The sequence below is a fragment of the Chitinimonas sp. genome (assembly GCF_041904975.1).
GTDB lineage: Bacteria > Pseudomonadota > Gammaproteobacteria > Burkholderiales > Chitinimonadaceae > Chitinimonas.
In genome coordinates this window covers 1-14,679 of sequence record NZ_JAYRLZ010000018.1, presented here as the reverse complement: position 1 = coordinate 14,679, position 14,679 = coordinate 1, and the positions used below count along the sequence as shown (strand labels likewise).

Genomic DNA, 14,679 nt, shown 5'->3' with positions numbered 1-14,679 from the left:
GCGGCGCAGAGCGGCAAGTTGCCGCGCCCGTCAATCCTGCTGTCGCGCCGGGGGCTGCCCGGGTGCGGGCTACTTGTTGCTGCTGCTCAGCTCGCCCGGCTCCAGCAGGCGGTTGGCCGGGAAACGGATGCAGAAGCAGCTGCCCTGGCCCGGTACGCTCTTTACTTCCAGCTTGGCCTGGTGGCGCTGGGCAATATGCTTGACGATGGCAAGACCGAGGCCGGTGCCGCCGGTAGAGCGCGAGCGACCGCGATCTACCCGGTAAAAGCGCTCGGTAAGGCGCGGAATATGCTGTGGTTCCACGCCGATGCCGGTGTCCTCCACCGCAAATACGCCGATATCGCCCTCCTGCCGCCATTTGATGCGCAATTCACCGCCTTCAGGCGTGTAGCGCACCGCATTGCTGACCAGATTGCCAAAGGCGCTGTGCAATTCATCGTAATTGCCACGCAGGCCGGCTTCGCTGCTGATCTGCAGGCTGACCTTGTGCTTGCCTTGCGACAGACCCTCCGCCTCGCTGGCCAGCACATGGGCCAGTGCCACTGCATTCACCCGGTCTTCGCGCAGCTCGCCGCCGTTTTCCAGGCGCGACAGGGTCAGCAAGTCCTCTACCAGCCGGCCCATGCGCCTTGTCTGGTCATGCATCAGGCGCAGCTGCGATTCACGGGTGGCGGCGTCCATATCGGGAATATCGATCAAGGTCTCGATAAAGCCGCCCACCACGGTCAGCGGGGTGCGCAATTCATGCGATACATTGGCGACAAAGTCGCGATGCACGGTCTGCACCCGCTCCAGCTGGGTGATGTCGCGCGTCAGCAGCATTTTGCGGGTGGTGTCGAACGGCACCAGCTGCACCGACAAGGTCAGGTCGATATCGCGCAGATTGCGCAGGATCACCGGATGGCTGTAGTCCTGCACCGCCAGGTAGTGCTGGAAGGTTGGTTGGCGCACCAGGTAGGCAATATGCTGGCCCAGGTCTTTCTTGCGATCGAGCCCAAGGTGCTGCATCGCCTTGGGATTACACCATTCGATGCGGTCGTTTTCATCCAGCACCACTACGCCTTCCGGCATGGCTTCGCCAGCGGCGACAAAGCGATCAAGCGTCAGCGACAGCAGGCGCTGGCTCTTGCTCTGGGTGCGCACCATCCGGTACAGGCCGCCGAAAATCGCGTCCCAGCTGCCTATGCTTTCCGGTAGCTTGTCTATGGCCGGTTCGGCCATCCAGCGTGCCAGCCGGTTCAGGTTGAACAGATGAAACCACAGCACCGACGTGGCGCCGATGCCATAGACAAGGCAGGCTGCCGTGGCGCCAAGAATCGGGTAGACCGGCAGGGCCAGCAAGGCACAAGCGGCCAGGATTGCGGCAGAGCGCCACCAGAACATGGGAATCCAATTTCAATATAAAGGTAAGCCGGCTCGATGGGGCCGCCGGCGTAGAACCGCTGCCAGCGCTGCCGGGTGAGAGTGTATCGTCACCCGGCGCAATTGCCGCAGTGTTACAGGGCAGAAAGCCGGTAGCCGGTGCCGCGCACGGTCTGGATCAGCGCATCATGGCTGGTCGCCTCCAGCGCCGAGCGCAGGCGGCGGATATGCACATCCACCGTGCGCTCTTCCACGAACACATGGTCGCCCCACACATGGTCGAGCAGCTGGGCGCGCGAATGCACGCGCTCGGGGTGGGTCATGAAGAAATGCAGCAGGCGGAATTCGGTGGGGCCCAGATCAATCGGCTGGTCGTTACCCGAAACGCGGTGAGTGGCCGGGTCCAGCTTCAGGCCTTTCACCTCCACCAGATCATCGGTCATCTGCGGCGCACGGCGGCGCAGCACTGCCTTGATGCGCGCCTGCAATTCGCGCGGGCTGAACGGCTTGGTGATGTAGTCATCGGCACCGGTATCGAGGCCGGTGATCTTGTCCGACTCTTCCGAGCGGGCGGTCAGCATGATCACCGGCACCTGGCGGGTACGCTCGTCGCCACGAATCTTCTTGGCAAATTCGATACCGCTCATGCCTGGCAACATCCAGTCGAGCAAGATCAGGTCGGGCAGGGCGCTTTTCACCAGATTCATGCCGGCTTCGGCTGAATCGGCACGCAATACATGATGGCCGGCCTGCTGCAGATTGAAGGCAATCAATTCCTGGATGGCGGGCTCGTCTTCAACGAGCAGAATGTTTGCTGGCATGGGTTTCCCGACAACTGCGGCTAAAAATTTGTTGCGAGCTTAAGTAGTTATCATGACTGAAATATTACAAGTCGGGCGCGGCGTCGGCGCAACAGCGCGGAACTGGCGGGCGATCTCGCTTCAGTCGCGGTATCATGCGGAACTTTTTGTAAATTTTGCCAATGACTATCATGGCTGGTCTTGCTAGCGACACGCCCCATCCCGTTGACATCACCCTGCACCAGGCCAGCCGCCTGTTGTGTGTGGCATTTGACGATGGCGCGCGCTTTGAGCTGCCGTGCGAATACCTGCGGGTATACAGCCCTTCGGCCGAGGTGCGCGGCCATGGTGGCGGGCCGATGCAGACGGTGGCCGGCAAAAGCCGGGTCAATATCGTAGCTATCGAGCCGGTTGGGCACTATGCGGTCAAACTGGTATTCGATGACGGCCACGACAGCGGTCTGTATGGCTGGGATTTATTGTATTCATTGGGCAGGGACCAGGCGGCGCTATGGCAGGACTATCTGCATAGATTGGCCGCACTTGGTCTGGCGCGAGACATTGAAGTGAGCAAATCTTGACTGACGAAAATACTACCCATTTCGGTTTTTCCACCGTCGCCGAGTCGCAAAAAGCGCAAAAGGTGGCGGAAGTATTCCATTCGGTTGCACAAAAATACGATGTGATGAACGACCTGATGTCGGCTGGCCTGCACCGGGTGTGGAAGGCCTTCGCCATCGGCCAGAGCGGCGTGCGCGAAGGCGGCAGGGTGCTCGATATTGCCGGCGGTACCGGCGATTTATCCTTGGCGTTTCTCAAGCGCGTCGGCAAGTCCGGCCAGGTTTGGCTGACCGATATCAATAGCTCGATGCTGACCGTGGGCCGCGATCGCCTGCTCGATAAAGGTTTTATCAATCCGGTGGCGCAATGCGATGCCGAGAAACTGCCGTTTCCTGGCGACTATTTCGATTGCGTCACCGTCGCTTTCGGTCTGCGCAATATGACCGACAAGGATGGCGCGCTGGCCGAGATGTACCGGGTGCTCAAGCCGGGCGGGCGCCTGCTGGTGCTGGAGTTCTCCAAGGTGTGGAAGCCGCTGGCGCCGGCCTATGATGTGTATTCATTCAAATTGTTGCCCAAAATGGGCGAATTGGTGGCCAAGGATGCCGCCAGTTACCAATACCTGGCCGAATCGATCCGCATGCATCCGGACCAGGAAACCCTGGCGCAGATGATGCGCGATGTCGGTTTTGCCAAGGTGGATTATTTCAATCTGACAGCCGGGGTGGTGGCACTGCATAAGGGATTCAAGTTGTAGGAAAAGCTCAATTGCCGCCTGGCGGTGAATTGATGGCCGGATATTCCGGCTGTTTAAGGTATTCAAAGCATAGAAATTTAGAAAGAATCGACAATGTCTATTGGACTGTTTATTGATGGCGCCTACGCCTATAAGGCATTTGGCCGCGAAAAGATCAATTACCTGGAATTGCGCAAGCTGGTTGAAGAAATGCTCGGCGATACGGTGGATGAAGGCTATTTCTTCAATGCCGACGACAATCAGGCGATGGCGTCCAAGCTGCATAATGCCCTGTCCTTCCCTTATCCGAAGGGGCCGGGCTTGCGGGTGAAAAACTACTGGGTGCAGCGCAAGCAGCTGTACTGGCCGAACCATCTCGGTGGCGGGCCGGTGATCCATCCCGAGCAGCCGCATATCAATTACGAGATCACCACGCAAAAGGCGGTGGATGTCGGTCTGGTCTATCACATGACCCGCTCCTTCCATAAGCGCAAATGGAACAATCTGGTGCTGTTCGCCGGTGATGGCGATTTCCATGAGCCGGTGCAGAACCTGGTCGAATACGAGAATGTCGATCTTTACCTGGTCGGCTCGCTCGGCAGCATTGCCGACGTGTTGCGCCCCTATGCGCGCCGTATCATCGAGGTGGACTCGGAGCCGGTGAAGAGCCGCCTGCGCTTTGTTGATCGCTGGCGCGAAAACGCCGATCGCTATGGCGACGAACAGCCGGTGTGATGGTGATCCGCCTGGCCCTGCTCAATCATCTGCTGGCGCAGCGTGCCGATTTGCGTGACACGCTGGCGCACCATGCCGGCCGTAGCGCGCAGATCGCGGTACCGCCGCTGCGCCTCGGCTTTACGGTAGGGGCAGATGGTTTGCTGGAAAGCAGCAAGGAGAGCCCGGCGGCCAGCATCACCATCGCCCCCTGGCTATTGCCACGGCTAGCGCTGGGCGATGCGGCTGCTGCGCGCGAAGTGCGGCTTGACGGCGATGCCGCGCTGGCGGCTGATCTGGCGCGGGTATTGCAAGCGCTTGATTGGGATGCCGAGCATGATCTGGCGCGCCTGATCGGCGATATTCCCGCCCACCGCCTCGCTGAAACGGCGCGCAGCCTGATTGGCGACCCGCGCGTCATTGCCCGCAATCTGGCGGAAACCACGGTAGAGTTTTTGCAGGACGAAGTACCGCTGCTGGCTACCCAGCAAGCCGTGGCCTGGTTCAGCGCCGAGGTCGACACGCTGCGCGATGATGTGGCGCGCATGCAAAAGCGGCTGGATCGTCTGGAACCACAGCAAAGCTAGCGCGTGCGCGCCAGTGTTGCCGCACAAGTAGCTGCGTACTGCGGCAATTGAATGCATTTTCTGTCTATACGGCGAACTCATGACTGAAACGCTATTTCGCGACGATGCCTATCTGAAATCGTGCACCGCCACGGTGATTGCCGTAACCGAGCAAGGTGTGGTGCTGGACCGTACGGTGTTCTACCCGACCGGTGGTGGGCAGCCTGGCGATAGTGGCTACTTGCGCCGCATGGATGGCAGCACGGTTGACGTAACCAACACGGTAAAAGGCGAGGCGCCGGGTGAGATCGTGCATGTACTGGCGGCCGGAAGCGTACCGCCAGCGCCTGGCGAGACGGTAAGCGCAGAAATCGACTGGGCGCGCCGCTATGTGCATATGCGCTACCACACCGCGCTGCACTTGTTGTGTGCGGTGGTGGCTGCCCCGGTGACCGGCGGGCAGATCGCATCCGACAAGGCGCGTGCCGACTTCGCCATCGAGATGGAAGCACTGGATAAAGACGCTATCGAGGCCAAGCTCAATGCATTGGTCAACGCCGGTCACCCGGTGCAGATCGGCGCGATCAGCGATGCTGAGCTGGATGCTCAGCCGGAGTTGATCAAGACCATGTCGGTATCGCCACCGCGCGGTGCCGGCTCGGTCCGGCTAGTAGAAGTGGCCTCGGTCGATCTGCAGCCTTGTGGCGGCACCCATGTGCGCAATACCAGCGAAGTCGGGCCATTGCAGGTGCAAAAGATTCGCAGCGAGGGCAAGCTCAATAAGCGAGTGATCATCAGTTTTGCCGAATAGACGGAAAAAGCGCACAGGGTGCATCGGCTGTTTATACGTTCGTAAGGTTTTCTCCGGCGAGGGACTTGCGAGCATCTGGGGGCCTGACCGTTATGGCTTTTGATGACACTTTTCGATTGAGTGCGCACGCCGTTATCTGCAATACCGATAACGAAGTGCTGTTACTGAAAGCCAGTTACGGCAAGCTAAGCTGGGGACTACCCGGTGGCGCGCTCGAACCGGGCGAAACAATCCATCAGGCTGTGGCGCGTGAATGCGGTGAAGAGTTGGGTTGCGAGGTGGAAATAGGCCCGCTGACAGGCGTGTATTACCATAGCGCCGTTGGTTCGCAGGCTTTTATCTTTCGCGCTTATTTGGCGGACTCTAGCCGCATTGTATTGAGCGATGAGCACAGCGCCTGGCGCTATGTTCCGTTGGATGAACTATCTGCCGTGCAGCGGCGTCGCGTTGAAGAATGCCTTGCCTATTCAGGGCTGGTGCGCAGCGCAGCCTTTTAAGTACTACCTCATCCACGCGCTTGCAATGTGGTTGAAATTGCCAGGAATTCCTAAGTAGTACGCCATGTTCCTCTTCCGCCTGCTGAAAATCCTCCGCGTTATCTTTGCCTTCGGCCTCGATGAGTTCATTCTTGGTCACGAGCGGGTGCGCGGGCTGGAAGCGCTGGTAAAGGTCATCCTGTTCTGGCGCCGCCTCGATCAGCCGCGTGCAGTACGCCTGCGTCTGGCGCTGGAGCGCCTCGGGCCGATCTTCGTCAAGTTCGGACAAGTGCTGTCCACCCGGCGCGATCTGTTGCCGCTTGATCTGGCCGATGAGCTGGCCAAGCTGCAGGACCGGGTCAAACCGTTCGATTCGCGCATTGCCGAGGCGATGATCGAGCAGGCACTGGGTCAGTCGCCGCATCTTCTGTTCCGTGAATTCGATGCACAGCCGGTGGCCTCGGCCTCGGTGGCGCAGGTGCATCGTGCCGTGCTGGCCGATGGGCGCAAGGTGGCGGTAAAGGTGTTGCGGCCGAATATCCTTGCTACCATCGAATCCGACCTCGCCTTGCTGAGCGTGCTGGCCCTGCTGGTGGAAAAACTGTTCAGCGATGGCAAGCGCCTCAAGCCGCGCGAGGTGGTGGCTGAATTCGACCGCTATCTGCACGACGAGCTCGATCTGCAGCGCGAAGCGGCCAATGCCAGCCAATTGCGCCGCAATTTTGCCGGCAGCCCGATGCTGATCGTGCCGGAAGTGCACTGGGACTACACCCGCCGCGAAGTAATGGTGCTGGAATGGATGGATGGCACGCCGATTTCGCATATCGACACGCTGCGCGCCGCCGGCATCGACCTGAAAAAGCTCGGCCGATTCGGCGTGGAAATCTTCTTTACCCAAGTGTTCCGCGACGGCTTTTTCCATGCCGATATGCATCCGGGCAATATTTTCGTGGCGGCCGATAACCGCTATATCGCGCTGGATTTCGGCATCGTCGGCAGTCTGTCCGACTACGACAAGCGCTATCTGGCGATCAACTTCCTGGCGTTTTTCAATCGCGACTACAAGCGGGTGGCCAGCGCCCATATCGAATCAGGCTGGGTGCCGAAAGACACGCGGGTAGAGGAGCTGGAAGCCGCCATCCGCACCGTGTGCGAGCCGATCTTCGGCAAGCCGATCAGCGAGATTTCGCTGGGGCAGATTCTGCTGCGCCTGTTCGAAACCTCGCGCCGCTTCAAGGTGGAAATCCAGCCGCAGCTGGTGCTGCTGCAAAAAACCTTGCTGAATGTCGAAGGCCTGGGGCGCCAGCTCGACCCCGAGCTGGATCTGTGGGCCACCGCCATGCCCTATCTGCAGCGCTGGATGCACGAGCAGATCGGCTGGCGCGCCCTGGTGCGCCATGTCAAAGCCGAGGCGCCGTACTGGGCCGAAACCCTGCCAGCCCTGCCGCGCGCCTTGAAGCAACTGGCCGATGTCGACCATGGCCAGGCCCGCGAGCAGGCCGAGAAGCAGCTGGCCCTGCAGCAACAGCGCAATGAATGGCTGGCCACCATCGCCGGCCTGCTGGCGGCACTATTGGTGGTGTTGGCCCTGATGTTGCGTTGAAGTGGCTATGTAGTATTACTACAGTTCCCTACGCGCGCGCGCTCCGCTACGCTGAGCCTTGTACTGCACGACTCAATACCCTGCGAGAACGCCATGGCCCTGTACGACAACGCTGCTGCCAAAGACCTGCCGCTGGAGCAGGACCTCAATCTGCTGGCCCGCCTGCTGGCCGACACCATCCGCGCCGAAGCGGGCGAGGAGACGCTCAAGCGCATTGAGGAAATTCGCGAATTGGCGGTGCGCTTTGTCTGGGAGGCCGATAGCCAGGCCGCCGAGGCGCTGGCGCAGACCCTGGCCACCATGAGCCACGACAACACGGTAGCGCTGGCGCGGGCGTTCAGTTATTTCTCGCATCTGTCGAATATCGCCGAAGACCTGCATCACAATCGGCGCCGACGCTATCACCGCATCCAGGGCAGCAAGCCGCAGCGCGGCTCGCTGGTACATGCGCTGGACGAGCTGACTGCCCGCGGTATCGCGCCGGAGGCGATCAAGAATCTGGTGGCGGCCACCCTGATCGCGCCGGTGCTCACTGCCCACCCGACCGAGGTGCAGCGCAAGACCTTGCTCGACTGCGAACGCACGCTGGCGCGCACCCTGAGCATGCGCGACCGCCAGGCACTAACGCCCGACGAGCTGGAAGAAAACGAGCTGGCGCTGAAGCGGGTGGTGCTGACCCTGTGGCAAACCCGCGAAATCCGCGCCTTCAAGCTCTCAGTGCGCGATGAGATCGAAAATGGCCTCAGCTATTTCCGCTCCACCTTTCTCAAGCAGCTGCCGCGTATCTATATCGAGCTGGAAGACCGGCTCAGCGCCCTGACCGGCGAAGCCGTCGAGCTGCCGACCTTTATGCATATCGGCTGCTGGATCGGTGGCGACCGCGACGGCAACCCTTTTGTCACTCCGGAAGTCACCCTGCATGCAGTGGCGCGCCAGGCGGCGGTAGCGTTTGATTTTTACTTTGCCGAAGCGACCAAGCTGGAAGACGAGCTGAGCCTGTCATCGCGCCTGGTGCCAGTGGCCGACGCGGTGCTGGCCATCGCCGCTGCTTCGCCCGACCAGCCGACCAGCCGGGCGGAGGAACCGTACCGGCAGGCGATGGCCGCCATCCGCCAGCGCATTCTTGCCAGCGCCCACAAGCTCGGCAAATTCCGTGGCGATATCCTGCCGTTTGAAGGGGTAGAAGCCTACCCCGATGCCGCTGCCCTGGCAGCCGACCTGCGCACCATTGCCGACTCGCTGGCCGGCCACGGCTCGGCGATTCTGGCCAGTGGCCGGCTGCGCCGCCTGCTGCGGGCAGTGGAAGTATTCGGTTTTCATCTGGCGCCGCTCGATATGCGCCAGCACAGCGGCATTCATGAGCGGGTGGTGGCGGAGCTGTTTGCCTGCGCCGGGCTGGAGGACTATCTGGCGCTGGATGAAGGTGCCCGGCAAAAGGTGCTGCTGCGCGAGCTGGGCAATGCGCGGCTATTGACCACACCGCTGGCCAGCTATAGCGAGGAGACCGCCAAGGAGCTGGCCATCGCCCGCACCGCTGCCGAAGTGCAGGCGCGCTATGGCGCGGCCGCCCTGCCCAACTACATCATCTCCAATGCGCAAAGCGTGTCCGATTTGCTGGAGGTAGCGGTCTTGCTGAAGGAAGTCGGCCTGATCGCCCTGGCCCCGAAGCCGCGCGCCTTGATCAATATCATCCCGCTGTTCGAAACCATTCCTGACCTGCGCAGTTGCGACGCCATCGTGCGCGAGCTGTTTGCCCTGCCGCAGTGGATGCGCCTGCTGGCCGAGCGCGAGCAGGTGCAGGAGATCATGCTCGGCTATTCTGACAGCAATAAGGATGGCGGTTACCTCACCAGCAACTGGGAGCTATACAAGGCCGAGGTGAAGCTGGTGGAGGTGTTCGCAGCGGCCGGGGTGCGGCTGCGGCTGTTCCACGGCCGTGGTGGTTCGGTCGGGCGCGGTGGCGGCCCGAGCTATGAGGCGATCCTGGCACAGCCGGCAGGCTCGGTAGCTGGGCAAATCCGCATTACCGAGCAGGGCGAAATCATTGCCGCCAAATATGCCGACCCGGAAGTGGGCCGCCGCAATCTGGAAACCCTGGTAGCCGCCACCCTCAGCGCCAGCTTTCCTGATGCCAGAGTGGTGGAAGGCGACACGCCGCAGCGCCATGCCTTGTTGGAAGACCTGTCTGGCCTTGCCTACCGCGAATATCGCGATCTGGTGTATGCCACGCCGGAATTCATCAGCTATTTCCGCGAAGCGACGCCGATCTCGGAAATCGCCAAACTCAATATCGGCAGCCGCCCTTCGGCGCGCAAAGCCAGCAATAGCATTGCCGATCTGCGCGCCATTCCCTGGGTATTCAGCTGGGCACAAAGCCGCCTGATGCTGCCGGGCTGGTATGGTTTTGGTACCGCCATCGAATTGCACCGCAAGGCGCACGGCGACGCCGCCATCGACGAGCTGGCCACCCTGTACAACGACTGGCCGTTTTTCCGCACCATGATCAGCAATATGGAAATGGTGCTGGCCAAAAGCGATATCCATATCGCTGGTCGCTATGCCGCCCTGGTCAAGGATGCCGGCGTGTCGCAGCGTATCTTCAGCCGCATCAAGGCGGAATGGCGCCGCTCGATCGACGCGGTACTGGCCATTACCGGCCATAAGGAGCTGCTGGGCGACAACCCTTTGCTGGCGCGCAGCCTGAAAAACCGCCTGCCCTATCTGGACCCGCTCAACCACCTGCAGGCCGACCTGATCCGCCGCTTTCGCGACGGCGAAGAGAGTGAGGACGTGCTGTATGCGATTCACCTTACCATCAACGGCATTGCCGCCGGCTTGCGCAATAGCGGCTGAACAAGGCTTGGTCACGCCAAGCCGCTGGCGTGCTGGTCGGATATGGGGCACGGCGGCCGTACTGGCTGCCGCGCTATCGCCGCCCGCCCAAGCCCTGCCGATCGACTTCAGCGACAAGGTGGAAAACGCCCTGCTGTGTCGCTCGGAATGGAGCACCGCCTACTGGCAGGCCTACTTTGACAAGGCACTGCAAAAACCGCTGCGCGACTGGGGCGAGGCGCGCTGGTGGTCGGCCCAGGGCGCCCAGCTCGGCGGGGTGAGCGCAACCGAGCTGTTCATCAATATCGGCGACGGCCGTGCCTTGATGATAGGCGCGCTGATCAGCCAGCCGATCGAGCAAGCGCGCCCAGCCATCGAAGCGCGCCTGCGCACCAGCTTCAAGCCTATCCAGGCGGCCGACGGCACCCGCTATATCAACGACACCCTCAGCGTGCTGGCGCCGACCAGCGATGGCCAGACCAAGTGGTATTGCGCGCGCTGGAATCTCGGGAATCGGCCGTAGCAATCACCAATGAAAACGCGCGGCAGCATCGTAGGTCGGAACTTGTTCCGACAGCCAGGTACGACTGTGCACACGAATTGAGTGCAGTTGTCGGAATGGCCCAAGGCCACCCCGTGAATTCCGACCTCGCCGCGTAGCCTGGATGCAGCCGCAGGCGGAATCCGGGGGGCTGTACATTCTCTGCACCCAAAAAACGATAACCCCTCACGCCGACTCATGAAGGGTTGCCTGTGCAGATCCTTTGGTCGCGTCAGTCGGGAGCTTGTACGCCTGCAATCAGGTGCCGATCGGTGTAGCGCGCTTTGCGATGAAATCAGCTGGATGCCACCTACCCAGGCGCTGTGATCATCTGCTTGTTCATCGTCCCCGGGGGCCGCTACGCAAAAGTCGGCCCTATTGGGTGAGCCCCATTAATCGATACCCCACCCCCAATTCGGTCAGCAGATGGCGCGGCTGCGATGGGTCGTCTTCCAGTTTCTGGCGCAAATTCCCCATATAAATGCGCAGATAGTGATCGCGCTCGACCGCATTCGGTCCCCACACCTCGGCCAGTAGCTGGTGGTGGGGCAGCACCTTGCCGTGGCCCTTGATCAGGGTGGTCAGCAGTCGGTATTCGGTAGGCGTCAGGTGCACCGGCTGATCATCACGGCTGACTTCGCGCCGGGTCAGATCGACGGTGACATTGCCAAAGCGCAATACCGCGCTGTGGCTGTTGCCGGCCAGCACGGCGCTGCGCCGCAGCTGGGCGCGCACGCGTGCCAGCAGTTCCGGCACGCCGAATGGTTTGACCAGATAGTCATCGGCGCCGGCATCGAGCACCCGTACCTTTTCCTCTTCCGAATCGCGCGCCGACAGCACCATGATCGGTGCCGCAGTCCAGCCGCGCAGCTCGGCGATCAGTTCGCGGCCATCGCGGTCGGGCAGGCCCAGGTCGATGATGAATAGCTCGGGCTGGCGGGTGCCGGCCTCGATCAGGCCACGATTGACCGTTTCTGCTTCGAACACGGTCAGCCCTTCGGCTTCCAGCGAGGCGCGCACAAAGCGGCGGATATGAGGGTCGTCTTCAACCAGCAGGACGCGGGCACTAAGGGTCATAGGGTATGCAATCCAGGTCGGAGTTACCGCGGCCATCATTCTTCGGCGAGGGTGGGCGGGCTGCCAAGCGGCAGGCTGAATATGAAGCGGGCGCCGCCTTCCGGTCGGTTCTCGGCGTGAATACGTCCGCCATGTGCCTCAATAATGGCGCGGCTGATGGCAAGGCCCAGGCCGACACCGGGCTGGACCGACTCATTATCGCCGCGCTCGAATTTGCCAAACAGTTTCTCTTCACGACCGGCTGGCAGGCCGGGGCCGTTGTCCTCCACGGTGACTATCAGCCACGCATCGTCACTGCGGGCTGAAATGATGATTTCGCTGCCGGCTGGCGTGTATTTGGCGGCATTGTCGAGCAGATTGACCAATACCCGCTCCAGCAGCACCGGGTCGAATTCGCACAAGGGCAGATCGGCCGGCAACTGGCTGCGCACCACATGCGCTAGCAGCGCCTCGCGCAATTGCCGCAAGGCCGAGCCTGCCACTTCTTCAAGCGACTGCCAGTGGCGGCGCAGTTTCACCGCGCCCGATTGCAAGCGCGCCATATCGAGCAGCTTGCCGACCAGCTCGGCAATGCTGCGCGCCTTGTCGCGCAGCGTCAGCGCCAGCTCGCGCCGCACCTCGGACGGCAGGTCATCGCGGGCCAGGGTGTCGGCAAAGCCGACCACGGTGGTCAAGGGGGTGCGCAAGTCGTGCGAAACCGCGGCTAACAGGTCATTGCGTAAGCGCTCACCCTCCATGCTGAGCAGGGCATCCTGCGCCACTTCCACGAAATGCACCCGCTCCAGCGCCAGGGCAATTTGCGCTACACAGGTATCGAGCAGGCGCATATCTTCCGGCATGCTGAATAGCTCGGTACTGCGCGGCAGGATGGCCAGCACACCACGGGTGCGCATCGGCGCCTTCAGCGGCAGATAGCGGGCAGCGGCCGAGGGCAGGGTGTTGCTGCCTTGCCCTGCCGGCTGCTGCTGGTCATACACCCATTGCGCCACATCGAGGTCGATGGCGGCCAGGGTGGCGGTATCGGGTGATTCATGCGGTTCGCGCACCCGCTCATGGCTGTCCGGCATCAAGACGGCTGATTTGGCCTGGAAAATGGCGTCGATACGGTCAACCGCCACGGTGATGATCTGCTCGATCGTCAAGGCCCCCGACAATTGCTGGGCGAGGCCGGCCAGCTCGGAGGCGCGGCGTTCGCGCTGCTGTGCCACTTGCGCCTCGAAACGCAGGCGCGCCGCCAGCTGGCCGATCACCAGCGCCACCGCCAGCATCATGGCGAAGGTAAAGAAGTACTGGGTATCGTTGACCGTCAGCGAAAAGCGCGGCGGCACAAAGAAAAAGTCGAAGCAGAACACCGCGAGGCCTGCCGCCATGGCGCCGGGTCCACGACCGTAACGGATGGCGATCAGTACCACCGCCAGCAGGAACACCATGATCACATTGGCCAGCTCGAACACCGACAGCAAGGCCGCCGCCAGCGCGGTGGTGATGGCGACCGCCGCCGCCGCTGCCACATAACCGCGCCAGACTATCGGCAGGCGCGGGCCGGGCGCTTCAAGCGTCGGCCGCACCGTGTCATCGATGCCGACCAGATACAGGTCCAGCTCCGCCGCCCGCTCGGCCAAACGGTCGGCCAAGCCCGGCAGCAACTTGCGGCGCCAGCCGGCCTTGAGCCGATGGCCGACCACCAATTTGCTGGCATTGCGGCTTCGGGCATAGGCGGCGAGCGTGTCGGCGGCATCCGAGCCGGCCAGGGTGGCGGTTTCCGCGCCCAATGATTCGGCCAGCCGCAGCGCCTCCAGCACCCGGGCGCGGCCGGCGGCCGATACCCGCTGCAGCGCCGGCGTCTCCACATATACCGCGATCCAGTCCGCCTGCAGCTTGGCCGCCAGCCGGCTGGCAGCGCGAACCAGCTTTTCGCCACTGTGGCCCGGGCCGATGCACACCATCAGCCGCTCCTTGGCCTGCCACACATTGGCAATCGCCCGGTCGGCACGGTAGGCACGCATCTGCGCATCCACCCGGTCGGCCGTGCGCCGCAGGGCCAGTTCGCGCAGGGCAATCAGATTGCCCTTGCGAAAAAAGTGCTTGGCAGCGCGCTCGGCCGCATCGGCCAGATAAACCTTGCCTTGCGCCAGGCGCAGCAGCAGCTCGTCCGGCGGCAAATCCACCAGGGTGACATCGGATGCCGCATCAAATAAGCGATCCGGCACCGTTTCGCGCACCCGTATGCCGGTAATCGAGCCGACCACATCGTTCAGGCTGTCGAGATGCTGCACATTCAGGGCAGTGTAGACATCAATGCCGGCGGCCAGCAGTTCTTCTACATCCTGCCAGCGCTTCTGGTGGCGGCTGCCTTCCACATTGCTATGGGCCAGCTCATCGACAATGATCAACGGCGGCCTCAAGGCCAGTGCCGCATCCAGATCGAACTCGGCCAACAGGCGGTCGCGGTAGTGAATCTTGCGCGAGGGCAGTATGGTCAGGCCATCGAGCAGGGCAGCGGTTTCAACCCGGCCATGGGTTTCCACCGCGCCGATCACCACCGCAATGCCGTCCGCCTGTTTTTGCCGTGCCGCCTGCAGCATGGCGTAGGTCTTGCC

At 61.9% G+C, this 14,679-nt stretch carries 13 protein-coding genes; 9 read left to right on the top strand and 4 right to left on the bottom strand.

Annotated features, from left to right (window positions below):
- Positions 1 to 69 precede the first annotated feature (69 nt).
- Together phoR and phoB are read right to left on the bottom strand one after the other, a co-directional pair.
- Positions 70 to 1,383, bottom strand: a complete 1,314-nt coding sequence (phoR, locus tag ACE3OH_RS03295) for a phosphate regulon sensor histidine kinase PhoR (RefSeq protein ID WP_374348351.1) — start codon at positions 1,381 to 1,383, stop codon at positions 70 to 72.
- Positions 1,384 to 1,496: 113 nt separating this feature from the next.
- Complete coding sequence (gene phoB / locus ACE3OH_RS03290) at positions 1,497 to 2,183, bottom strand: phosphate regulon transcriptional regulator PhoB (protein ID WP_374348348.1); 687 nt, start codon at positions 2,181 to 2,183, stop codon at positions 1,497 to 1,499.
- A 170-nt stretch (positions 2,184 to 2,353) separates the two neighbouring features.
- Here phoB and ACE3OH_RS03285 point away from each other — a divergent pair, with 170 nt between their 5' ends.
- The 9 genes from ACE3OH_RS03285 to ACE3OH_RS03245 all read left to right on the top strand — a co-directional run bounded on the left by ACE3OH_RS03285 (position 2,354) and on the right by ACE3OH_RS03245 (position 10,984).
- Positions 2,354 to 2,743 carry a gamma-butyrobetaine hydroxylase-like domain-containing protein gene (locus tag ACE3OH_RS03285; RefSeq protein WP_374348346.1) on the top strand — a complete coding sequence of 130 codons (390 nt, stop codon included), beginning with the start codon at positions 2,354 to 2,356 and terminating at the stop codon, positions 2,741 to 2,743.
- Positions 2,740 to 3,480, top strand: a complete 741-nt coding sequence (gene ubiE, locus ACE3OH_RS03280; RefSeq protein WP_374348344.1) for a bifunctional demethylmenaquinone methyltransferase/2-methoxy-6-polyprenyl-1,4-benzoquinol methylase UbiE — start codon at positions 2,740 to 2,742, stop codon at positions 3,478 to 3,480. Before ACE3OH_RS03285 ends, ubiE begins: the two co-directional genes overlap by 4 nt.
- A 93-nt stretch (positions 3,481 to 3,573) precedes the next feature.
- Positions 3,574 to 4,194, top strand: coding sequence for an NYN domain-containing protein (locus ACE3OH_RS03275; protein WP_374348341.1), 621 nt, complete (start codon positions 3,574 to 3,576; stop codon positions 4,192 to 4,194).
- Complete coding sequence (locus ACE3OH_RS03270; RefSeq protein WP_374348392.1) at positions 4,194 to 4,760, top strand: SCP2 domain-containing protein; 567 nt, start codon at positions 4,194 to 4,196, stop codon at positions 4,758 to 4,760. The genes ACE3OH_RS03275 and ACE3OH_RS03270 overlap by 1 nt, the downstream gene beginning before the upstream one ends.
- 79 nt (positions 4,761 to 4,839) lie before the next feature.
- Positions 4,840 to 5,550, top strand: a complete 711-nt coding sequence (locus ACE3OH_RS03265) for an alanyl-tRNA editing protein (RefSeq protein ID WP_374348338.1) — start codon at positions 4,840 to 4,842, stop codon at positions 5,548 to 5,550.
- A 92-nt stretch (positions 5,551 to 5,642) separates the two neighbouring features.
- Positions 5,643 to 6,047, top strand: coding sequence for an NUDIX hydrolase (locus tag ACE3OH_RS03260; RefSeq protein ID WP_374348336.1), 405 nt, complete (start codon positions 5,643 to 5,645; stop codon positions 6,045 to 6,047).
- A 64-nt stretch (positions 6,048 to 6,111) separates the two neighbouring features.
- On the top strand, positions 6,112 to 7,629 hold the full coding sequence (gene ubiB / locus ACE3OH_RS03255; RefSeq protein WP_374348334.1) for a ubiquinone biosynthesis regulatory protein kinase UbiB: 1,518 nt from the start codon (positions 6,112 to 6,114) through the stop codon (positions 7,627 to 7,629).
- 93 nt (positions 7,630 to 7,722) lie between these two features.
- On the top strand, positions 7,723 to 10,482 hold the full coding sequence (gene ppc / locus ACE3OH_RS03250) for a phosphoenolpyruvate carboxylase (protein WP_374348332.1): 2,760 nt from the start codon (positions 7,723 to 7,725) through the stop codon (positions 10,480 to 10,482).
- Between the two features lie 7 nt (positions 10,483 to 10,489).
- On the top strand, positions 10,490 to 10,984 hold the full coding sequence (locus ACE3OH_RS03245) for a hypothetical protein (protein WP_374348329.1): 495 nt from the start codon (positions 10,490 to 10,492) through the stop codon (positions 10,982 to 10,984).
- 393 nt (positions 10,985 to 11,377) lie between these two features.
- Here the strand turns inward: ACE3OH_RS03245 and ACE3OH_RS03240 are convergent, their stop codons facing one another.
- Both ACE3OH_RS03240 and ACE3OH_RS03235 read right to left on the bottom strand, forming a co-directional pair.
- Positions 11,378 to 12,079, bottom strand: coding sequence for a response regulator (locus tag ACE3OH_RS03240; RefSeq protein WP_374348327.1), 702 nt, complete (start codon positions 12,077 to 12,079; stop codon positions 11,378 to 11,380).
- A gap of 35 nt (positions 12,080 to 12,114) precedes the next feature.
- Positions 12,115 to 14,679: DUF4118 domain-containing protein (locus ACE3OH_RS03235; protein ID WP_374348324.1), on the bottom strand; the 2,565-nt coding region annotated here is incomplete at its 5' end.